The sequence below is a fragment of the Ruegeria sp. BHSB056 genome (assembly GCF_059613305.1).
The window spans coordinates 20,506-42,731 of the sequence record NZ_JBXWSG010000006.1 but is presented as its reverse complement, the minus strand read 5'-3'; the positions used below and the strand labels follow the sequence as shown (position 1 = coordinate 42,731).

The following is a 22,226-nucleotide window of genomic DNA, read 5'->3' as shown; positions in this document are numbered from 1 at the left end:
ATGCGAGTTTTTACCCTTGTTGCAGCGTTGATCATGCCACTTGCCGCCCAGGCACAGGATCGCGCGCCGATCCTGATGGATGTGACTGAAACCCATATCCTGCCCCGGTTCGACACGCTCCCGGAAACGACGGGCGCGCTGGTCAGCGCATCACTGGTTGAGTGCGATCCGACCTCACCGGCGCTGCGCGCGGCCTACGACGCGGCTTTCGATCGCTGGATATCCGCCAGCCACCTGCGGTTTGGTCCGACCGAGGTCGATGACCGCGCTTTCGCCATGGCTTTTTGGCCCGACACGAAAGGGTTCACATCCAAAGCGCTATCCCAGCATATCGAAGCTCAGGATGATGCCGTGCAAAGCCCGGAGGCCTATGCCGAAACGTCCATAGCAGGGCGCGGGTTCTTTGCTCTCGAACGGATGTTGTTCGATCCTAATTACGCGGAACAGGGCAATGCCGAATATCGCTGCGCGCTGATCAGGGCGATCACGGCGGATATCGATGCCAATGCCCGCGCGATGGCGCAGGACTGGCACAGCTATGCCCCAAGCCTTACCCTACCCGGAGAGAACAGCCGCTACCGGACGCAGGACGAAGCGATGCAGGAGTTGTTCAAGGCCCTGTCAACCGGTCTTGAGTTCACGGCGGACACTCGGCTGGGTCGCCCCATGGGGACATTCGACCGCCCCCGTCCGAACCGGGCCGAAGCGTGGCGGTCCGGGCGGTCTTTGCGCCATGTGGAACTTTCGCTGATATCCTTGCGGGATTTAGCCGCTCGGCTGTCTTTTGATCACGCAGAAATCGCGTCGGAACTGGATGCAGCGTTTGCACGTGCCATCCAGAACGCTCAATCCATTGACGATCCCTCGCTGGCCGGGGTTTCAGATCCCCAGGCCCGGTTCCGGATCGAGGCCCTTCAACAGTCGATCCACGATATCCGCACCATCGCCGTGACCAAGCTGGGTCCGACATTGGGGATCAGCGCAGGATTCAACGCGCTGGACGGAGATTAACCCATGACGTCGCGCCGCCATTTTCTTGCCGGTCTTGCCGCAGCCGCGATTTCCCCGGTCCGCGGGTGGGCCTCGGTAGGAGCGCCCGATTTTCTGGCCGCGGGGCTGTTCCCCGACGGGTCCTTTCGACTTGCCGGTTTAAGCACGTCGGGCGAGCTCGTGTTCTCCGTGCCTCTACCCGGACGCGGACATGCGGCAGCTGCCCACCCGCACAAGGCCTTAGCGGTCGCGTTCGCCAGGCGTCCGGGCACTTTTGCCATCGTCATCGATTGCTCAACCGGCGCGCAGATTGCGCGGCTAAAGGCCCCTGAAAGCCGCCACTTCTATGGCCACGGCACATTCTCGGCGGATGGCGCGTACTTTCTTGCCACCGAAAACGACTTCGAAGCCGGGACTGGTATCGTCAGTGTCTGGGATGCTGAAAGCTTTGCGCGTCTGGGTGAGTTTTCATCTGGCGGAATAGGCCCACATGACATGCGCCTGATGCCCGATGAGGAAACGCTGGTGATTGCCAATGGCGGGATCGAAACCCACCCCGAAACTGGGCGCACAAAGCTGAACCTGCCGACGATGGCACCCAACCTGAGCTATCTCACCCTGTCGGGCAGTATCCAAGAGCAGGTGTCGTTACCTCACGAGCTTCACAAGAACTCGATCCGCCATCTGGCCGTGCGGCGTGACGGTCTGGTTGGTTTTGCCATGCAATGGCAGGGCAGCAAGTCCGAACATCCGCCCCTGCTGGGCCTGCATCGTCATGGTGAAGCCCCGCGCCTGCTTGCGGCACCGGATCACGAACAAAGCATGTTGCAGGGATACGCTGGCAGCATCGCGTTTTCAGCCGACGCCGAGACGATCGCAATAACCTGTCCGCGCGGCAATGCGCTGCACCAGTTTGACACAACCAGCGGCACATTCACCGGCGCCTTCACGGTTGAGGATGTCTGCGGGCTTGGAGCCGGAGCGGCCGGGTTGGTCTTTACCACAGGAACAGGCGCTTTCGGGACATTGACGGGCGCGCGCCCAGCTGTTCGAACCCGCGCCGAATGCCAATGGGACAATCATCTGATCCCGATCCTCCCGTCCGCGTAATATTCGGAATCCCCAATCAGATAGTTTACACTTGGAAGAATCAAACTGCTGCCGTATTGGCGGGCGCGAAACTGGCACCCTATGTTAAGGACTGACTTGATTGAAACAGACGCCCGACGCACCGCATTCCATCTACGGAGTTGAGAAATGGGGCAAAGGCCTCATCGAGGTGACCGAACAGGGCGAGATCGGTCTGCGCAATCCCATGGCCCCCGAGGCAGCGGCGATCAGCCTGCCCGGTATCCTCAGTGATCTGGACGACCGCGGCATCAAGGCACCGATGGTCCTGCGCGTCGCGTCTTATCTGGAACACGAAATCGCCCACCTGAATGAGAGCTTTCATGATGCGATTGCGCGCGTGGGCTACAAAGGCAGCTATCGCGGTGTATTCCCGATCAAGGTGAACCAGCAGGCGCAGGTTGTTGACCGGATCGTCGAGTTTGGAAAGAAATACAATTATGGGCTCGAGGCCGGATCCAAACCCGAACTGGTGATTGCGCTGGCGCATCGTCTGGCCCCCGAAGCACTGATCGTGTGTAACGGTGTCAAGGATGCCGAATTCATCCAACTGGCGATTCTAAGCCGTAAGATCGGGTTCAACACGGTCATCGTTCTGGAAAGCCCGAAAGAGGCCGATACGGTAATCGAAGTTTACAACGAACTGGGCATCGAGCCCCTGATCGGTGTTCGGGTGAAACTGACCAACCAGATCAGCGGCAAATGGGAAGAAAGCTCGGGCGACCGCTCGGCTTTTGGGATGAACACCGATCAGCTTATCGCCACCGTAGACAAGCTGAAAGACGCAGGCTTGCTGCATTGCCTCAAGCTGCAGCACTCACATCTGGGCAGCCAGGTTCAGGATGTCAACGATGTGCGCCGCGCTGTCGGCGAAGCCTGTCGCTATTACACCGAGCTTACACGCGAAGGTGTGCCATTGACCCACCTGGATCTTGGCGGCGGCATGGGGGTTGATTACACCGGCGAAAAGAAAGCCGCCGAAAACTCGATCAACTACACGGTCGAAGAATACTGTGCCAATGTCGTCGAAACCGTGGCCTACGCCATGGACGAAGCAGAGGTGGGCCACCCGACACTGGTCACGGAAAGTGGGCGTGCGGTGGTGGCAACGTCCTCGATGCTGGTCTTCAACGTGCTCGAAAGCACGCTTTACGATGCGCCCAATGGCCCCGAGGTTGAAGCCGACGATCACCACATGGTTTCAGACCTTGCTGCGGTGCATGGCTATCTCAGCAAAGACCGTCTTCAGGAATGCTGGAACGACGCCACCTTTTATCGTAACGAGCTACGCGCCCTGTTTCGTCGCGGCTATGTCGACCTGCGTCAGATGGCCCGGGCCGAACGGATATACCTGTCGCTGATGGCGCGGCTCAAGGCCTTGGCCGCGTCAGAGGATCTGGAAACGGACCTGAATGACCAGCTTGAAAAGGTTGCTGACATCTATCACTGCAACTTCTCGCTGTTCCAGTCGCTGCCAGATGTCTGGGCCATCGACCAGCTGCACCCGATCGTGCCACTGCAATCTTTGAACCAGATCCCCGACCGTCGCGCCGTGCTGTCCGACATCACCTGCGACAGCGACGGCAAGATCGACCGGTTCATTCTGGCCGACGGTGTTTCCCCCAGCCTGCCGGTGCATTCCCTGCCCGAAGAGAACGAATACTTCATGGGTGTCTTCTTCGTTGGCGCTTATCAGGAGACTTTGGGCGATCTACACAATCTCTTTGGTGACACCAACGTGGTCACCATCGACCTGCGTCGGGACGGTGGCTTTGACCTGCTGCACGAACAAGAGGGCGACACGATCAGCCAGGTTCTGTCATATGTCGAATTCGACCCGCAGGATTGCGTCGCCGCCTTCCGCAAAATGGTGGATGAGGCGATTTCGACCGGCACCCTGAATGCCAAGGACCGCAAAACCCTGATGAGCGCTTACCGCGAGTCGATCAACGGTTACACCTATTACGAATAACCCCTGAGAGGAGATCACCCCCATGGGAACTTTGAGTGGCAAAACACTGGTTGTCGGCGCGGGCGGCGTATCCCACGCTGCCGTGCACAAGATGGCGATGAATTCGGATATCTTCACCGAAATCACGCTGGCCAGCCGCACGAAATCTAAATGCGACGCCATCGCCAGATCGGTGAAAGACCGTGTGGGCGTTGATATCGCGACCGCCGAACTGGACGCCTACAAGGTCGAAGACACAGTAAAGCTGATCAAGGAAACCGGTGCTGAAATCCTCGTAAACCTCGCCCTGCCCTATCAGGATCTGGTGCTGATGGACGCATGCCTTGAGGCGGGCATTCATTACCTTGACACCGCGAACTATGAGCCCGAGGACGAGGCGAAGTTCGAATACCACTGGCAGTGGGCCTACAAGGAGCGGTTCAAGGCGGCCGGCCTGACCGCCATCCTTGGTTCGGGCTTCGATCCCGGTGTTACATCCGTCTTTGCCAAATGGTTGAAAAAGCACAAGCTGGACACCATCCGCCAGATCGACGTGCTTGATGCCAATGGTGGTTCGAACGATCAGGAATTTGCCACCAACTTCAACCCCGAAATCAACCTGCGCGAAGTGCTGGCCGAAGTGCGCCACTGGGAAGGTGGCGAATGGAAGCACTCTCCCGCCATGACCCACAAGGTCGAATTCGACTTCCCCGCCATCGGCCCCAAGAACATGTACCTGATGTATCACGAGGAACTGGAGTCTCTCAGCACTCACTTCCCCGAGATCGAGCGCGCCCGCTTCTGGATGACCTTCGGTGACGCCTACATCACCCACGCCAAGGTTCTGGAAAATGTCGGCATGACCCGCATCGACCCGGTGATGCATGACGGCAAGGAAATCATCCCGATCCAGTTCCTGAAAACCCTCCTGCCCGATCCCGGTGATCTGGGCGCGGAAACCAAGGGCAAGGCCTGCATCGGCGATATCGCCACAGGTCAGGCCAAGGATGGCTCCGGCGAAAAGACCTATTACATCTACAATATCTGCGATCATCAGGAATGCTACGCGGAAGTCGGCAGCCAGGCTGTCAGCTACACCACCGGTGTCCCCGCCATGATCGGCGCGGCGCAGGTGCTGAAAGGCAACTGGACCGAGCCCGGCGTTTGGAACATGGAACAACTCGACCCGGACGACTTCATGGCCATGCTGAACGAACATGGCCTGCCGTGGCAGGTCCATGAACTCGACGGCCCGGTCACCTTCTGATCCGCTTCAGCTTCATCTGGCCCTAAATATCCCGGGGGTCCGGGGGCAGCGCCCCCGGCCTCTCCACCAAACGGAGACGCCGGTTATGTCCGACATGATGACCACACAGGCCGGAGACGCCGGCGCCTTCCGCAATTTCAACCTCTCCCGTGTACCCAGCCCTTGCTTTGTGGTCGACGAAAAAGCGGTTGAACGGAACCTGAAAATCCTCGCCGATGTAGGAACCCGCTCCGGCGCGCGTGTTCTCAGCGCGCTCAAGGCGTTTTCGATGTTTTCGCTCGCCCCGTTGGTACGCCGACACCTTGTGGGCACCTGCGCCTCGGGTATCTATGAAGCCCGGCTGGGACGCGAGGAATATGGCGGAGAGGTCGCCACCTTCTGCGCCGGGTACAAAGACGCGGATATCGACGAAATCCTGTTGCTGTCCGATCACGTCATCTTCAACTCCGCTGCCCAAAAGGACCGGTTTCTCGCCAAAGCCCAAACCGCCAAAGTGCAGGTTGGCCTGCGCATCAATCCGGAACATTCCGAAGGCGAGGTTCCGAAATACGATCCCTGCGCCCCGTGCTCGCGCCTTGGCACGCCGGTCAGCCAACTGACCGCCGACACCTTGCGTGGCGTTGACGGGCTGCACATGCATACGCTTTGTGAACAAGGGTTTGCGCCTTTGCAGCGCACCTGGGACGCTGTCGAACCGAAGCTCAAACCCTACCTTGATCAACTCAAGTGGGTGAACTTTGGCGGTGGCCACCACATCACCCGCGACGATTATGACCGCGACGGGCTGGTGGCTTTCCTCAAGAACATTCGCGAAACCTACGGCATTGATGTTTACCTCGAACCCGGTGAAGCAGTGGCGCTGGACGCAGGTGTTCTGATCGGTGAAATCCTCGACCTGCCGACCAACAGCATGAACCTCGCGATCACCGATATTTCGGCCACATGCCACATGCCCGACGTGATCGAGGCCCCCTATCGCCCCGCCCTGATGGATGAGGTCGAAACAGGCCATACCTATCGCCTTGGCGGCCCGTCCTGCCTGGCGGGTGACGTTATTGGCGACTACACCTGGGACAAGCCGCTGGAGATCGGACAGCGTTTTGCCTTCCTCGATCAGGCACATTACTCGATGGTCAAGACAAACACCTTCAATGGCGTCCCCCTGCCCACAATCGCCCTGTGGAACAGCGAAACAGACGAGCTGAAGATCATCCGGCAGTTCGGATATGACGACTTCAAGGACAGACTCTCATGAGCATTTTTCTCGACAGCGAATTGACCGCATCCGAACGCACCGAAGATGCCCGCTTTCGCGTGATCCCGGTGCCTTTGGAGCGCACGGTCTCTTACGGGTCCGGCACGGCCAAAGGCCCCGAAGCAATTATCGAGGCCAGTAATGAACTGGAACGCATCACCGGTCACGCGGAGCCCTGTGTCGAAGGGATTTTCACCGAAGAACCGCTGAATTGTGACGGCCCGTTGCCCGAGGTAATGGAACGCCTTGCGCAACGCACCGAGGCTGCAATTCGGGCCGGAAAGGTGCCGGTCACTTTGGGCGGCGAGCATTCCCTCAGCTATGGCGCAGTGATAGGTGTAGCCCGTGCGCTAAACCAACCCATCGGCATCGTCCAGATCGACGCCCATGCCGACCTGCGCAACGCTTATCAGGGCGAAAAACACTCCCACGCCTCAGTGATGCACCTGCTTGCCGAAGAAGGCGTTCGGCTCGCCCAGTTCGGTGTCCGCGCTTTTTCAACTGAAGAGGCCCAAAGCCGTCTGAGAAACCACGTCTTTCACGTGGATGCCGAGGAACTGGTGACAGGTAACCTCCATTCGGTTGACCTGCCTGCTGACTTCCCCGAGCTGGTCTATGTCAGTTTCGACGTTGATGGGCTGGATCCATCACTGATGCCCGCCACCGGAACACCGGTGCCCGGAGGGTTGGGCTATTATCAGGCACTGCGGCTGGTCGAGCACGCGCTCAAGGGGCGCAGATGCGTGGGCTTCGATGTGGTCGAACTGGCCCCGGACGGCAATGCCGCCTGGGACTTCACCACAGCTCAGATTGTCTATCGCCTGATGGCCGCCTGTTAATCTTCGGCAGTTTCGTTCAGCTCCATATGGCCTTCGCCCTTGCTCAGGATGCGGCGCAGCATGGGTTCAAAAAACTCCAGCGGTTTCGTCGGGTAGTCTGGGTCAAACGCCTTCTGATCGTATTCATGGCAGAAATAGCGGCAGTCTTCCCAATGGGGGCTATCGCGATACTTGTCGCGCGCGTTGCGGTCGCCGCCAAGGTGGTGGTTGTAGTAGTAGCCCTGAAACACGCAATGGTGTTTGAGTATCCAATAGGTTTTCTCACTGACATAGGGCTTCATCATCGCCGCTGACAGCTCTCCATGGTTGTAGGGTGACAGAATATCGCCGGTATCGTGGATCAGAGCGGCGACCACCAATTCTTCATCCGCGCCATCCTCAAAAGCCCGGGTCGCGGCCTGAAGGCTATGCTGATACCGGTTGATGGGATAGGGTGTCCATTCCTCGTCCAGCGACCGAATAGCGTCGAGGATGCGATCCGGCAAGGCAGCATTATACGCCTCTTCATAATCCATAACAGCGTCCCAGTCCGCCTTGGTGGCATTCTCAATACTGGTCCAGGTCGGTTTGTGGCGTTTGTCCAGCATTGTTGATCCTTTGGTGTGCTTCCTGAAGTCGACAGTACTACGGGTTCTTCCTTCAAAAAAATGAATTGATTTTATCAGAATGATCAAAAAATACTCTCAACATGCGGACCAAAGCCTTGGAAACTTTTCTATGTGTGGCTGAAACAGGTGGTTTTCATGCCGCTGCCCGTAAGCTGAATGTGACTCAAACGGCCGTCAGCGCGCGCATTAATCTGATCGAAGAAGAAATCGGCAGACCACTATTCACCCGCGGAGCCGGTGGCACTTCGTTGACCGACTTTGGCCAACAATTCAAACCGTACGCAGAACAAATACTGTCTCTTTGGGCCTTCGCGTCGCGCGATTTACCGTTGCAGACACAAAACCGCCCGGCACTTCGGTTGGGTGGTCAGCTTAGTATCTGGGACCCTTTGCTTGTGGATCTGGCTGTTCGGTTCGAACAGCGCTTTGACAAACTGCTGCTGACACTGAATTACGACCACGATCTGAACATGGTTGAAGCTGTGGCGACCCATGTGCTGGACGTGGCGATCACGTATGAAACGCCATCGGACCGACGTGTCACCTATCACGAGCTGGAACCGGAGCTTCTAACCCTCGTCAGAACCCCACAAACAGAAACAGCAGAAAAAGATCTGGTCTTCGTCAACCTTGAACTTGGTGAGATCTACCAGGATCACGTCAGATCGGCTGTGCGACGCGCCTCAGGGCAGACCTTGTTTCTTGGCAATTGCATGATGGCACTACGGTATGTCCTGCAAAGAGGCGGATGCGGCTACTTCCCCGATTACGTTATTTCCCAACATCTGGCTTCGGGGGCACTCGAACCGGTCGAAGACAGTGTTAGCCTGCCGCTGCCGATGTATCTGGTCGCCCGCGGTGATCACAAGGAATTTGACGACATTCGGTGTTGTCTGGAAGAACTTCGCGCCTGAAATCAAGCGGGTGTTGGGATGACCTCGGACCCGCGCGCACGTTTCCGTAAAAGCGGGCGACCTGCGACAAGTAGAAAGCAGCACGAAATCAGCACACCCATTATGGCGGGAAGGTAAAGCAGCGCCCAAAGCCTCGGGTCATCAATCACAACCGGGGACACAAACCCGCGAACGCCTTCAAGCAGTACAAGTATGGTAAATGCACCCAAAATCTGAGGCCACAATCCAAACCGTGAAAAGCTGCCCAGCATCAGGGTCGAATACCCCGCCAGCGACACCGCAATGCAAATAACTATCCAGGAAAAACGCTGGTGCAATTCTTCGATCAACTTACCCTGGCTGAACCCTTCGGTTTTTGAGATCGCATCACGGTCGAAGATCAGATCAGAGGTCGGAATGGCTTCGAGGCTGCGATGCGCCATTGGGCTTGTGTTCGTCAGCTCAGAGATGTCGTATGATGCGTCCTGAAACAGGGTCGAGGACAGAACCCTGCCCACCTTGTTCAGGCGCAGCGCTACCCCGTCGACCATCACCAGATGAATTCCTGCGTCGTTGTTGACCAGATAGGCGGTCACGCTGGAATAGCTGACCGCGTTTTCCGGGTCGCGGCGATCCGATACGAACACCTCGTGCAACGTACCGTCCAGATCGATGCCCCCGATGTAAACCGTAACATCTTCGGCGGGGTGCAGAAACTCACCTTCATTCAACAACTGCGCTGTCACATCTCCTGCAACTTCGGCTTGTCGGGTCTCCAGTTGTTCGACCGATGCAGGGCGCAGGAACACGCTGATGGCGGCCATCATCAGACCAGTGATCAAACCGAACAAAACAACGGCCCGCGCCAGTCGCCACGGGCTTGACCCGGTTGCCAGCATCACTGTCATCTCGCTTTCGCGACTCAATCTGTTGGTCGCATAGACGGCAGCCGCAAATACCGCCATCGGCATAACCGTACGAACAAGCGTTGGTAGGGTAAGTGCGGTGAATTCAAGAAACACCATAGCGGACTGGCCACCGCTGATGACCTTGTCAAACAGGCTGACGGAACGGGTGATCCAGAACACACCCACCAGGACAAGGGTGAAGAAGCCGAATAAAACCAGCAATTGCCGCAGGAAATATCCATCAAAACGCGACATGTATCCTCATCCGGCTGATTGCGTCGTGGCCGGACAATAAGTCAATCGCCCACCCAAGGAAACCTCGATTACCGCCTCAGAACCGACATCGGTGACAACCTAGTTACCCGGACATGGGAAGGGCGCGCTCAACCACAAGCGCGCCCCATCCACAAGAGAGAAAAACAAAAAAAGCGTCATGTACCGAACGTGAGCGCCAACTCATAACAGTAGTAAGTAAAGCGGGATTCTAGTGATTGGTCTGTAACTTAGTTCACTATGGACCGGTCACATGAACACTCTTGCGGACAAGCACCCCAGCAAAAAGTTAACGACATGTTAACGTCTTGTTTCCAACCCATTCACTGTTCTACCCACATAATGATACCTGTTGGTTATCGTGAATGTCCGTGACAGGACGATTGCGAAAAACAGCATCAGTTGGCAAAAAGGGTCCGATGGCAATGCATAAACCTTCGACATCAGAAGCCGCTGCACTGAATGCGCAATTATTGAAAAAGAGCGACTCGGATTACGATGTCGCTATGTGGGCCGCGTGTGCATTGATGGCGCTCCACTCAAACAAGCCGGCGGTGTTTCAAGAATATCAGCATATGTGGGCTAAAAAACTGGATGCCGTAGGTCCGCACGAAAATACAGGTGCCACCAAAAGATAATAACAGGGCACGATGGCCTCGCGCCATTGTAGCAGAGTTATCGAAGCCAATACTGCGACCAGTAATGACCCAGGCGCGAAATGGCTGAATTCAGGCAAAGCGAACTCAAAGGCTGAAACCCGTTCACCCTTGGATATCTCAACTTAGTATTCGGACAATTTTAGTGGCAGGGGCAGCAGGGTTCGAACCCGCGACCTACGGTTTTGGAGACCGTCGCTCTACCAACTGAGCTATACCCCTGTAGTGAGCCCCAGATATGCCAGCCACGCGGCGGACTCAAGAGGCTTTTTCAGATTCCCATCCACGAAATGCCCGGACAAACAAGTTGCGCAAAACGCATGGTGCGCTAAGACAAGGACCGGTTAGCAGAAGGAACCCGGCGTGAACCTCCGTAAGAAGATTGCAGACAGTGAAGCTGTGCTAAACTGGGTGGCGCGTCGGATTGCAAACTATATTCGGCTGGTACACCGCAACACACGATGGCAGCGCATCGGCTATGACGAACTGGACCAATTGGCCGAACAGGGTGAGCCGGTCATCGTTGTTCTCTGGCACCAACGGCTGGCGCAGTCGCCCTATTTCTTCCCGCTGGACAAGGGGCGCATCTGTTCGATTACATCTTCTGCGCGGGCTGGCAGCATGGTGGGTCGCGTGCAGAAGCTGTTCGGAATGGACACGATTGCCATGTCCAGTCATCAACGCCACGTGGCATTGTCGCGCGAAGTGCTTGGCAAAATGAAACAGGGAATATCCATTGGCATAGCGGCAGACGGCCCCCGTGGGCCAGAGCGGGTTTTGTCGACGGTTCCGCTGGTTTGGGCGCGCGCATCGGGTAAACGTGTGTTTGGTATTACCTTTTCGGCGAAACATGGGCGCGAAGCAGGAACATGGGATCATCTTTTGATGCCCCGCCCATGGGGTAACCAGGGGGTGTTTCTGTGCCGGGAATGGACGGAAACAGTACCGCGCAAAGCCAGTGAAGACGAAATCGAAGCGCTGCGCCAAAGCCTTGAGCAGCATATGAACGATATCACGGCCGAGGCAGACCGACTGGTCGGGCGCGAGCCTTGGTCGCCTGACGCTTAACCGCCTCTCAACCTTTGCATCAGATAGACTTCACTGCCCTCGGGAATTGGTTCGGTCAGTCCGGTCGCGATCACGCGCCCGTCGACAGCGATAGAAACGCCAGCGTCGATGGGCGCCTGAAGCTGCGGATGTGCACGCACGAGCGCGCGCAGCAACTCGCCAGTGGTTTTGGCCTCGACCTCAACCACCTGTTGGCCCCCGGTCAGTGACCGGAGGCCGGACCAGAGGTGAACCTCAACCATTGTCCTTGAGAGCGGCCAGAATACGTGGCGGCGACATCGGCAACCGCTTCATCCGCACTCCAGCCGCGTTGGACACAGCGTTGGCAATGGCGGCCAGTGGCGGCACGATACCCGTCTCACCCACACCGCGGACGCCAAACGGGTGGCCCGGATTCGGAACCTCGACGATCACGGTGTCGATCATCGGCAAGTCGCTGGCCACCGGGATGCGGTAGTCGAGAAAGATCGAGTTCTGCAAGCGACCGTCTTCACCGTAGATATATTCCTCGTTCAGGGCCCAGCCGATACCCTGCGCGGCACCGCCCTGATACTGGCCTTCGACATAGGTCGGATGGATCGCCTTGCCCGCGTCCTGAATGACCGTGTAGCGGGTCACACTGGTCTTACCGGTTTCCGGGTCAACCTCGGCATCCACGATGTGGGTGCCAAAGGACACACCAGCACCTTCGGGGGTTGCCTCGAAATGACCCGAGATCGGACCACCGGTGCGGCCCATATCGGCGGTGATATCGGCCAGCGGCATCGGATCGAAATCGCCTGCATTCGGGCCTGAGGGCACCGCACAGCCGTTTTCCCATTTCACCGCATCAACCGGGATGCCCCATTTGGCCGCGGCCCGTTCGCACAGTTTCTCGACCGCGTGTCTCGCAGCCTTGATTGTCGCCAGCCCTGACGCGTAGGTCACGCGAGAGCCATGGCTTACATCATTGTAGCCCAGTGTAGCCGTATCGGCGATGGTCACCCGGATGTTTTCATACGGGATGCCCAGAACCTCGGCCGCCATCAGGGCCATCGACGCGCGCGAGCCACCGATATCAGGCGTTCCGACCATCACCTGAGCCGAACCATCCTCGGATAAGGCAAGCGAAACGCTGGTCTCGCCACCATGGTTAAACCAGAAGCCACAGGAAATACCGCGCCCCTGCCCCGGCTTCAGCGGAGCCGAATAATGAGGATGTGCCTTGGCTGCTTCCAGCGTTTCGACAAGACCGATGCGCTCGTAGGTCGGTCCATAGCTGGCTTTCGTGCCCTCATGCGCGGCGTTCTTCAGGCGCACCTCAACAGGGTCGAGACCTAGCTTGTTGCACAACTCGTCAATCACGGACTCGACTGCAAAGGCGCCCATTGGTGCACCCGGCGCGCGGTACGCTGCCTGCTTTGGGCGGTTGGCCATCACGTCATAGCCGATCTGCTTGACGTTGGTCAGGTTGTAGGGTGCGAAGGCACACATGGCTGTCATGTCGCCCGGCGCGCCGGGAAAGGCCCCGCCTTGCAAGCGGAAGACACCCTGCGCCGCCGTGATCGTGCCGTCATTCTTCATGCCGATCTTCACGTCCATTGACGCCGAAGAGGTCGGCCCGGTGGCCCGGAAAACCTCGGACCTGGTCATCACGATCTTGACCGGTCGGTTTGCCTTGCGACTTAGCGCCAGAGCAACGGGTTCGATGAACACCGTGGTCTTGCCGCCAAAACCGCCGCCGATTTCAGATGCCGTGACGCGCAGCTGAGAGGTTTCGATTCCCAGCAGCGCCGCACAGGTCTTTTGCGCGATCCAGTGACCTTGGGTTGTGCACCACAACTCGCCCTTGCCGTCATTGCCCAGCATGCCCAGGCAGGCATGCGGTTCGATGTACCCCTGATGGGTCGCCTCGGTGACAAAGCTGTCTTCGATAACCAGATCGGCCTCGGCAAAGCCCGCTTCGACGTCACCGTGACCGCTTTCGTGATAGCGCACGACGTTCGGGTGCATCCCTTCCGGCACCGAATAATCCGCCGCACCTTCCCGGATCACCGGCGCGTCCGGGGCCATCGCTTTGTCCACGTCGGTGACGTGCGGCAGCACCTCGTATTCGACTTCGATGAGTTTCAGCGCATCCCGTGCCGCCAAGGCAGATGTGGCCGCCACCGCAGCAACCGCGTGCCCGTCATAGAGCGCCTTTTCCCCCGCCATGACGTTTTCCAGCACATTCCAGAATTCACCTTCAAGCCCGGGCTTGAACGGGACATCGGCGAAATCGGCTCGGGTCACGACGGCTTTGACGTCCTTCGATGCCTCGGCTTTCGAGGTATCAATCCTGACGATCCGGGCATGGGCATGGGGTGAGCGCAGAATCGCGCCGTGCAACATGCCGGGGGCCGAGATATCCGCACCGAACTTGGCCCGGCCCGTCACCTTGTCCAGACCATCAGGGCGATCGGGGCGGGTGCCAACGAAGGTGAAATCAGTTTTGCGATCGTCCAGAGCCATTATGACGCCTCCCGCATCTCAGCCGCCGTGTCCATCACGGCGCGAATGATCTTGTCGTAGCCGGTGCAGCGGCACAGGTTGCCCGCCAGCCAATAGCGCGTTTCTTCCTCGGTCGGATTTGGGTTATTTTCCAACAGCGACTTGGCCGCCACCAGAATGCCCGGAGTGCAGATGCCGCATTGCAGCGCGGCGTATTCGATCATCTTCTTCTGCAACGGGTGCAGGACGTCACCATCCGCGATCCCTTCGACGGTCTCGATCTGCTTGCCTTCGGCCTCGACACCCAGCATCAGGCACGAGCACACAAGGCGGCCATCGACGGTGACCGAACACGCGCCGCAATCACCAGTGCCGCAGCCCTCTTTGGCGCCGGTCAGGTTCAGCTTGTCGCGCAGACAGTCCAGCAGGGTTTCCCGCGGGTCGCACAGGTATTCGACTGCGTCCCCGTTCACTGTGGTGGATACGTGGAGCTTGCTCATGCGTTTTCTCCCTTCGCGCGGGCATAGGCGATCTTTGCGGCACGCTTGGCCAGAACGCCGGCGACTTCGGTGCGGAATGCGATCGTACCTCGTTTGTCGTCGATCGGATTGCAGGCGGCCGACGCGGCCGCGGCCAGTGCGTCGAGGGCGGCATCGTCCAAAGTGCTGCCGATGATCGCGTTGGCACAGTCTTCAACGAACAGAACGGTCGGTGCCACGGCACCCAGCGACACGCGCGCCTCGGTGATGACGTCACCATCCAGACGGAGGTTCACGCCAACGCCCACCACCGCAATGTCCATTTCGGTACGGGGGATGAACCGCAGATAGGCGTCGCCCCCATTCTCGCCGCGTGCAGGGATGTTGACGGCCGAGATCAACTCGCCCTTCGCCAGCGAGGTCCTGCCGGGCCCGGTCGGGATGTCCTCGACCGCAACGTCACGCGTGCCATCGGGGCCGGTTACGGTGACGGTCACGCCTGCGGCCACCATGGCGGGAACGGAATCAGCCGCAGGTGAGCCATTGCACAGATTGCCCGTCAGCGTCGCGCGGCCCTGAACCTGGGTTGAACCGATCAGGTCCATCGCCTCGACCACACCGGGCCAGTCACGACCTAATTCGGGATGTTCGCTCATTTCGGCACCGGTTGCGGCAATTCCCAACGTCCAGCTTCCATCAGCATTACGGGTGATGTCGTGTACACCGTTGATTTTCTTGATGTCGATCAGCGTATCAGGCGTCACCAACTCCGAGCGCAGCTGCACCAAAACGTCGGTGCCGCCCGCCAGAAAGCGCGTGATGCCCGTCGCATTTGCAGCCAGAGCCGAAGCCTCGGCAAAGCTGGCGGGGCTGTGATAATCCATAATGCTACCTCGCACCTGTTGGTCAGGGATATCTGGGTTCGGGGCGACGTTAATTCACCACCCACCTGACGTCCATGGGCCGAGCGACCAAATTTAACCGTCCAAAGGTCGCTTTCTGACCATGCTTACAGATCGAGCTCGATCACACCATCCGGCTCCGCAGCGCGGCTTTGGCACAGAATCATCGCCCTTTGGCGCTGCTTTTTGGACAGCACGAAATCCCGATGCTCGACCTCGCCCGAAAGGACGCCACATTTGCACACACCACAGATACCATCGGCGCATTTCACATCCACGTGAAAACCCGCTTCGTTCAGAACCTGCGCGGCATCCTTGTCTGAGGGCACCAGCAGCGTCTTCCCTGAATGCGCGAGTTTCAGGGTAAATGGATGATTTTCGTATTCCGGGGTTTCCGGGACCGAGAAATATTCAAGATGTCGCGCCTCTTCGGGGAAACCCTGATGTTCTGCGGCCTGCATGACCCCATCCATGTACCGATCAGGCCCGCACGTATAGACGTGCCATCCCTGCTGATACCCCGACAGGATTGCATCCAGATCAGCACGCGTGCCTTCATCCGAGAAATGGTAGTGGACGCGGTTCGCCCAGGGCATCCCCGCCAGATCATCCAGATACCCCGCGCCGCCCCGCGTGCTGGCCGAGTAGTGCAACTCGAAATCCATGCCCAATGCGTGCAGGCGATGAGCAAAAGCAATCATCGGAGTGATACCGATACCACCCCCCATCAAAAAGGTTTTGGACGCCTCTTCATCCAGTTCGAAATGGTTGATCGGTTTCGAGATGAAAACCTTGCGCCCTTCGTTGAAAATTCGGTGCAGCAAGGCCGAGCCACCCCGCCCTTCATCCTCGCGCAGAACACCGATCTGATAGGTTCCCCGCTCCGACGGGTCGCCGGACATGGAGTATTGGCGCAGGAACTCTGGCGCGACAAGCACATCCAGATGCGCACCTGCGGACCATTCCGGAAGCGGTGCACCGTCAAGGGCGGCAAATTCATACTTGGTGACGTCGGCGGTCATCTTGTCGACCTTGGTCACAGCGACCCGCATTACCGGCGCGTCACCTGCGACCTGATAGCGATGAATGATCGACATATCCCCCGCAGCTTTGCGCGCCTTGTATTCTTCGGCCGTCACCAAAGCCTCATAGGCGGCAATTCCTGCCTCGCGATCCATTGCAAACGGATAGGGCCAGGGATGCGGGGCCAGATAGGCGGGGTAGACCGCCAATGTCTGATCCTCGTATCTAAGGTCCAGTTCCTTTTGCAGATCGCGCCGGTTCAAAGGGTGTGTAGTTGGCCGATACGCCCCGTCGGGCTGCAACTCGATATCCCACCACCATTTCTTGGTGTCGTTCAAACCACCATTGCCAACCGCATCATCCAGCTTGGCCAATACCGGCGCCGCCGAGGGGATGTTCATCGCGGCCCAGCGAAATGGGCGCTCCTTGAAGATACCCTCTAGGTTCCAGGGGCAGGTCTTCATGCACCGCCCGCACATCGCGCCGCCCGGAGTGGTCACGCGGTAGGTCGCGCATTTCTGGCTGTCGGATTTCCAGATTTCATAGCCGTTGAACATCAGCTTTGGCCCAGCTGTGATCGCGCCCGAAGGGCATTCACGCGCGCATTTATTGCAAGATTCGCAAAAGCTTTGCAGACCGAAATCGATGGGTTTGTCATGCGCCATCGGCATGTCGGTCGTCACCACGCCTGATTTCAGGCGCGGGCCCAGATAGGGGTTCAGGATAACTTCTCCGATCCGGCTGACCTCGCCCAACCCCGAGAGCAGCAACAGCGGCGGTTGCAGCACCTCGCCATCCATCACCGTGTGCGCCTTGGCCTTGTAGCCCAGATTGCGGATCTGCAGTGCAATCACGCCACCCAGCAAGGAAAATCTCAGATAGGCGCGCATGGATTGAGCGACGCTGATCCAGTCGTCACCGCTGGCACCCTCCATCGTCTCATAGCCCTGATCGATGATCATGCTGACGGCCTGATCATGGGGCGGCACGATTTCTTCGCCTGTCGCGTCATGGGAATACCAGGCCCATTCTGGGCACCGGCTGAGACCCACCGCATCGACCCCAAGAAAATAGGTCGCAGCCTTGATGTTTGCTGCGTTGCGTTGCGCGTCAGTTGGCTTGGTCGCGTCAGCACTTTCACCGTCCTGCAACAGTACAAACGCACCCAAAGCACGACGTTGGGCAAAGCTGGGCGCGGCCTTGCGCACGTAGTACCCGCCTTTCGCGGCGTCCTGCAATGGCTTCCCCATGTCGCCGAACTGGGCGCGGGCGAACATGTCGGCGCGCTTGGGAACGCGGGCAACGTTCTCTTCGTCGACATAGGTTGTCGGGGCCTCGACCCGTTTGAGCTTTTCGAAGGGATGGGCCCCGTCCACATAGCGTCGTTTGGCATATGGATCACGGTTGAGGGCGTTCTTGGCAAAGCCCGTTCCCAACCACCATGCTGGACCCTGCGTCCGAAACCAGGGTTGATCGGCCATAGGCTTCAGCGGTTTGTCATGGGCGATCGGCATGTCAGTCGTCACAGCGGCCAATCCAAAGCGCTTGCCCAGCCAGGGCACGACGACCTCTTCATCCTCGACCGAAGCCAACCCGGCGGCGACCGCCAGCTTGCCCAGATCAACTTCGGTCGACATCACGCTGTGCGCGCGGGCGTCAAAACCCAGCAGTCGGATATAGTTGGCGATGACGACGGCATTCTCGGTTGCCAGCAGGCATGCACGATGATCCTGCGCATCGATGATCCAGTCCGCACCGGGTTCGGAAGGGTCCGGGTCGCGGTTGTGTTCGTAAAGAAAGGCGATGGCGTGACGGTGGTCGTCAATCGGCTTGGGCGCGGCCTCCATACTGTCTTTCAGATCGGCCATGATGAGGTCGATCCCAGAGGCCAGCGTTTTGGTCTGGCGCGTGCGCAATGCGTGGGCAAGCCGGTCGATATCGGGGTTGCGGCGTGGTTCCTCCAGCAGTGCATCCGACGGCAATGGCCCGCAGCCCATCATCGATGCGTCGTTGAAATACCCAAATGCCTTCAGATGGTTGGCGCGCTCCTGCGGGTCTGATGGGATCTCGGATGCAATCGGGTTCACCAACCCGTCGCGGATCGCGTCCAGCATCGCCTGAAACTCGCCCATGGCGTTGACGATGCTGTCGGGCCGTTCCGGCCGGTGGAAACTCAGTTCGCCCATGGCGGGCACGCGCGACAAATCCGGCATGGTATCTTGTCGGATCAAACGCTCCAACGGGTATCGCCCCATGTGAACGGGCCGGTTCTTGTCCGAGAAAAAGCGGATTCCCATTATGCGCCTCCTGTTGCCATCCCTCCCCTACCCCGTCATGGACAGCGAAACCATTCATGCATAATCATAAGCGGTATGAAGAAAATCGATTTCACCGATCTCGACGGCAAGGTTCTGCGCACTTTTTTGACGATACTCGAGGAAAGCTCGGTCTCGAAAGCCGCAGATCGGCTGGGGGTTACGCAATCGGCCATCAGCCACACGCTGGCCAAGCTCCGGCTGGTGCTGGGCGATCCGTTGTTTGTCCGGTCCGGTCAGGGCCTGACCCCGACCGAGCGCGCCTTGTCCCTGAAGGAGCCCGCGCAAAAGGTGCTGGACGGAATGCGGGCGCTGACCGACGGCCGACCGTTCGACCCATTGTCGGAACAGATCAACATCCGCATCGCCACCAATGACATGCCACGCGAGCTGATCTTTCCACAGCTGCTGCGTGACACCCGCGCCGAAGGCGTGCGCCTGCGGTTGGAATTCATCCCATCGGGTGTGCCCGACCCCGAATTGTTGCGCAGCGACCGGTGCCACTTGATGCTGACCCCGCTACCGCCCGATGGACCAGATATTTTCCAGAAGAGACTGATCGAAAGCCCGCTGATGGTGTTCTACGACGCCACGCAACGCACGCCCCCGGACAGTTGGGAAGACTATTGCCACAGCGACCATGTCGAGGTGCGATTTGCCGATGGCCGAAACGCGCGCGCCGTCATGCGTGGCGTCGATCAAAGCCAGATCAGGCCAGCGGTGGTGACCCTGCCGCATTTCAACGCGATCCCGGCCTTTGTGCAGGGCAGCGACCTGGTCTCGACAGATACGGCGCTGATGAAACAGGGGCCGTTGGCCGTGCTTGATTGCGCACCGTTACCTTTCGCCTGCCCGCCTGTGTCCATCTATATGGTCTGGCATCAAAGATCGACCAATGACCCCGCCCACCGCTGGTTACGCGGCCGGTTAGAAGCCATCGCAGCGTCCCTTCAGACCTGAGATAGCCGTCAGCTACGCATGACCGGGGCCAGGTTTGGCTACGGGGCGCGGTCACGAGTATTCAACAAAACTGATTGGTCAAACCGCAATTCATTCGCCATCCTGAAACCAAATCAAAACGGAGATCTCAGATGGAGAAAGTAGCACTTATAACAGCAGGCGGCAGCGGCATGGGCGCGGATTCCGCTCGGCGGCTGGCCGCCGACGGTTTCAAGGTCGGGATACTGTCATCCTCGGGCAAGGGCGAAGCGTTGGCGCATGAGTTGGGAGGCGTCGGTGTAACCGGCTCTAACCAGTCTACGGTGGATCTGCAAAAGCTTGTTGATGCGGCCATGGCCCATTGGGGGCGCATTGACGTCCTGGTCAATTCCGCCGGCCACGGCCCCCGTGCCCCGATCCTTGAATTGACGGACGAGGATTGGCACACCGGCATGGACGTCTACTTTATGAATGCGGTCCGCCCCACGCGGCTTGTGACACCGATCATGCAGGCGCAGGGCGGTGGATCGATCATCAATATCTCGACCTTCGCCGCGTTCGAACCTGACCCGGTCTTTCCGACCTCGGGCGTGTTTCGCGCCGGGCTGGCCGCCTTCACCAAACTGTTCTCGGACAAATACGCTGCCGAAAACATCCGCATGAACAACATCCTGCCCGGTTTCATTGACAGCCTGCCCGAAAAAGAAGAGTTCCGCGCGCGCATTCCCATGGGGCGTTATGGGCGCAGTTATGATGAGGTCGCCTCGGTCGTGGCCCTGCTGGCATCCGAAGGGGGCGGCTACATCACCGGGCAGAATATCCGGGTTGATGGTGGCATCACCCGCTCGGTCTGAATTTCAGATCCGCGCTTTTATCAGATGCGTCAGTGCCGCGCCGGATTCAAAAAAGGCGCGGCGCATGCGCGTCCAGCTTTCGCGATGCTCATGCACCGCAGGAACGGGCAAAAGCGAAGGCTCAGCTGCAATAAGACTTTCGGCCATCATTCGACCGAACACCGTGCCAGGGCCGATACCACGGCCGGAATATCCGTGCGCGGCCAGAGCGTCGGGGCCAATCTGCGTGATTTTCGGGATATGGTCCGAGGTCATGGCAATGCGACCGTGCCAACCCTGTTCAAACGGCTGATCGGCAAGCTGAGGATAAAGCTCAGCCAGTTTGCGTCGGACCCATCCGGTATGCGCGCTGCGGCCTGCATTCCCCAGATCGCCCATGCCGCCAATGATCATCCGCCCCGCCTGATCCAGCCTGAATGACGTCATGATCAGCCCTGTATCCCAGCAACCTTCTGCCTGCGGCAGGATGTTGGCGCGCAAATTATGCGACAGCGGGGCCGTTGCGTATTGAAAGTAATAAACGGGAACATAGGCGGGTGCAGTATCCGGCAATCCAAGGTGATAGGCGTTGGTTGCCTGAATGACGGACTTGGCCCTTACAGTCCCGCCCGGTGTGGTCAACACCCATTGCCCACCTTTGTGCCGAAGGGTCTGCACTGGACTTTGTTCATGGATCTGCGCCCCGGCCTGAGACGCGGCACGCGCCAATCCCATGACATAAGCCAAGGGTTGTATGGTTCCTGCGCGAGGGTCGAACAACGCCCCATGGAAAGCATCGCTACCGGTCCGGTCACGGGCCTGATCCGCCGACAGCAGCTCTACCGGCGCACCAGACCCGCTTAGCTGCGCGTGGCGCGTTTGCAGGTTCTTCAGCCCCGCGGCGGAATGCGCGCAATGCAGGGTTCCGTTGCGAATGGGCTCACATGCGATGCCGTGTTCTTCGATCAGGGAAAAAACGTCTGACGGTGCTTTACCCAACAAATCAATCAGCCGATCGCCAGCCTCTGCACCGATATGCGCGCGAATGTCATCCGGTGGCAGCCACAGCCCGGCATTGACCAGACCGACATTGCGCCCCGACCCGCCAAACCCGATCTTCTGCGCTTCAAGCAAACAGACCGAAGCGCCGGTACGGGCTGCCGTCAAGGCAGCTGAACACCCGGTATATCCGCCACCTATGATGGCCAGATCAACGGTTGTATCGCTGCTCAGCGGCAGAGCTTTGACTGCTTCGGTACATGTGGTCCGCCACAGGGCTTGTTCGGGATCGTTCACGTCAGACCTCTGAGTCTTTTCGGCGGATCATCATGCCGCTGCACGTCCTTTGCAAGTGGGCAACTGCGGTCGGGTCAGCAAAGAAAAAACCCCGCAAGCACGGGCCTGCGAGGTCCAAAAGAAGCGAATAGTCC

General features: G+C 58.7%; 19 protein-coding genes and 1 tRNA gene. 11 read left to right on the top strand and 9 right to left on the bottom strand.

The genetic code is table 11. The annotated features are described in order from the left end of the window. From AC2FND_RS02910 to speB, 6 genes are all read left to right on the top strand, one after another. A complete protein-coding gene (locus AC2FND_RS02910) occupies window positions 1-1,011 on the top strand; it encodes an imelysin family protein (protein WP_496767798.1) in 1,011 nt (336 codons plus the stop codon). 3 nt (window positions 1,012-1,014) lie between these two features. Further along, a complete protein-coding gene (locus AC2FND_RS02905; RefSeq protein ID WP_496767797.1) occupies window positions 1,015-2,100 on the top strand; it encodes a DUF1513 domain-containing protein in 1,086 nt (361 codons plus the stop codon). Between the two features lie 100 nt (window positions 2,101-2,200). Next, window positions 2,201-4,090: a biosynthetic arginine decarboxylase gene (gene speA, locus AC2FND_RS02900; protein WP_496767795.1), complete on the top strand. Its 1,890-nt coding sequence runs from the start codon at window positions 2,201-2,203 to the stop codon at window positions 4,088-4,090. Window positions 4,091-4,112: 22 nt separating this feature from the next. Next, complete coding sequence (locus AC2FND_RS02895; protein ID WP_496767793.1) at window positions 4,113-5,336, top strand: saccharopine dehydrogenase family protein; 1,224 nt, start codon at window positions 4,113-4,115, stop codon at window positions 5,334-5,336. An 85-nt stretch (window positions 5,337-5,421) separates the two neighbouring features. Then, a complete protein-coding gene (gene nspC / locus AC2FND_RS02890) occupies window positions 5,422-6,591 on the top strand; it encodes a carboxynorspermidine decarboxylase (protein WP_496767791.1) in 1,170 nt (389 codons plus the stop codon). Further along, a complete protein-coding gene (speB, locus tag AC2FND_RS02885; RefSeq protein WP_496767789.1) occupies window positions 6,588-7,430 on the top strand; it encodes an agmatinase in 843 nt (280 codons plus the stop codon). Before nspC ends, speB begins: the two co-directional genes overlap by 4 nt. Here speB and AC2FND_RS02880 read toward each other — a convergent pair. Continuing rightward, window positions 7,427-8,017 carry an HD domain-containing protein gene (locus tag AC2FND_RS02880; protein WP_496767787.1) on the bottom strand — a complete coding sequence of 197 codons (591 nt, stop codon included), beginning with the start codon at window positions 8,015-8,017 and terminating at the stop codon, window positions 7,427-7,429. The genes speB and AC2FND_RS02880 overlap by 4 nt on opposite strands. A 116-nt stretch (window positions 8,018-8,133) precedes the next feature. Between AC2FND_RS02880 and AC2FND_RS02875 the strand changes: the two genes are divergently transcribed. Then, window positions 8,134-8,952 (top strand): LysR family transcriptional regulator, encoded by an 819-nt coding sequence (locus AC2FND_RS02875; RefSeq protein WP_496767785.1) that lies wholly within the window; start codon window positions 8,134-8,136, stop codon window positions 8,950-8,952. Between the two features lie 2 nt (window positions 8,953-8,954). Here AC2FND_RS02875 and lptF read toward each other — a convergent pair whose 3' ends face one another. Beyond that, window positions 8,955-10,094 carry an LPS export ABC transporter permease LptF gene (lptF, locus tag AC2FND_RS02870; RefSeq protein WP_209504690.1) on the bottom strand — a complete coding sequence of 380 codons (1,140 nt, stop codon included), beginning with the start codon at window positions 10,092-10,094 and terminating at the stop codon, window positions 8,955-8,957. 383 nt (window positions 10,095-10,477) lie between these two features. Here lptF and AC2FND_RS02865 point away from each other — a divergent pair, with 383 nt between their 5' ends. After that, window positions 10,478-10,750, top strand: coding sequence for a hypothetical protein (locus tag AC2FND_RS02865; protein WP_480870118.1), 273 nt, complete (start codon window positions 10,478-10,480; stop codon window positions 10,748-10,750). A 164-nt stretch (window positions 10,751-10,914) separates the two neighbouring features. On the opposite strand, the gene AC2FND_RS02860 is transcribed toward AC2FND_RS02865, so the two are convergent. Continuing rightward, a tRNA-Trp gene (locus AC2FND_RS02860) sits at window positions 10,915-10,990 on the bottom strand. 141 nt (window positions 10,991-11,131) lie between these two features. On the opposite strand from AC2FND_RS02860, the gene AC2FND_RS02855 reads away from it, so the two are divergent. Beyond that, window positions 11,132-11,836: a lysophospholipid acyltransferase family protein gene (locus tag AC2FND_RS02855; RefSeq protein WP_496767783.1), complete on the top strand. Its 705-nt coding sequence runs from the start codon at window positions 11,132-11,134 to the stop codon at window positions 11,834-11,836. Here AC2FND_RS02855 and AC2FND_RS02850 read toward each other — a convergent pair. From AC2FND_RS02850 to AC2FND_RS02830, 5 genes are all read right to left on the bottom strand, one after another. Further along, complete coding sequence (locus tag AC2FND_RS02850) at window positions 11,833-12,078, bottom strand: MoaD/ThiS family protein (RefSeq protein WP_170346142.1); 246 nt, start codon at window positions 12,076-12,078, stop codon at window positions 11,833-11,835. The genes AC2FND_RS02855 and AC2FND_RS02850 overlap by 4 nt on opposite strands. Beyond that, the gene (locus AC2FND_RS02845; RefSeq protein ID WP_496767782.1) at window positions 12,071-14,326 is read right to left on the bottom strand and encodes a xanthine dehydrogenase family protein molybdopterin-binding subunit; all 2,256 of its coding nucleotides are present in this window, start codon (window positions 14,324-14,326) and stop codon (window positions 12,071-12,073) included. The genes AC2FND_RS02850 and AC2FND_RS02845 overlap by 8 nt, the downstream gene beginning before the upstream one ends. After that, window positions 14,326-14,805 carry a (2Fe-2S)-binding protein gene (locus AC2FND_RS02840; protein WP_224853918.1) on the bottom strand — a complete coding sequence of 160 codons (480 nt, stop codon included), beginning with the start codon at window positions 14,803-14,805 and terminating at the stop codon, window positions 14,326-14,328. The genes AC2FND_RS02845 and AC2FND_RS02840 overlap by 1 nt, the downstream gene beginning before the upstream one ends. Then, window positions 14,802-15,668 carry an FAD binding domain-containing protein gene (locus AC2FND_RS02835; RefSeq protein WP_496767780.1) on the bottom strand — a complete coding sequence of 289 codons (867 nt, stop codon included), beginning with the start codon at window positions 15,666-15,668 and terminating at the stop codon, window positions 14,802-14,804. Before AC2FND_RS02835 ends, AC2FND_RS02840 begins: the two co-directional genes overlap by 4 nt. A gap of 125 nt (window positions 15,669-15,793) precedes the next feature. Then, complete coding sequence (locus tag AC2FND_RS02830; protein ID WP_496767779.1) at window positions 15,794-19,006, bottom strand: reductive dehalogenase; 3,213 nt, start codon at window positions 19,004-19,006, stop codon at window positions 15,794-15,796. 75 nt (window positions 19,007-19,081) lie between these two features. Here AC2FND_RS02830 and AC2FND_RS02825 point away from each other — a divergent pair, with 75 nt between their 5' ends. Together AC2FND_RS02825 and AC2FND_RS02820 are read left to right on the top strand one after the other, a co-directional pair. Next, complete coding sequence (locus AC2FND_RS02825; RefSeq protein ID WP_496767778.1) at window positions 19,082-19,984, top strand: LysR family transcriptional regulator; 903 nt, start codon at window positions 19,082-19,084, stop codon at window positions 19,982-19,984. A 131-nt stretch (window positions 19,985-20,115) separates the two neighbouring features. Continuing rightward, complete coding sequence (locus AC2FND_RS02820; RefSeq protein ID WP_496767776.1) at window positions 20,116-20,817, top strand: SDR family oxidoreductase; 702 nt, start codon at window positions 20,116-20,118, stop codon at window positions 20,815-20,817. 3 nt (window positions 20,818-20,820) lie between these two features. Here AC2FND_RS02820 and AC2FND_RS02815 read toward each other — a convergent pair whose 3' ends face one another. Then, entirely contained in the window at window positions 20,821-22,092 is a 1,272-nt protein-coding gene (locus AC2FND_RS02815; RefSeq protein WP_496767774.1) for an NAD(P)/FAD-dependent oxidoreductase, read from the bottom strand. Window positions 22,093-22,226 lie beyond the last annotated feature (134 nt).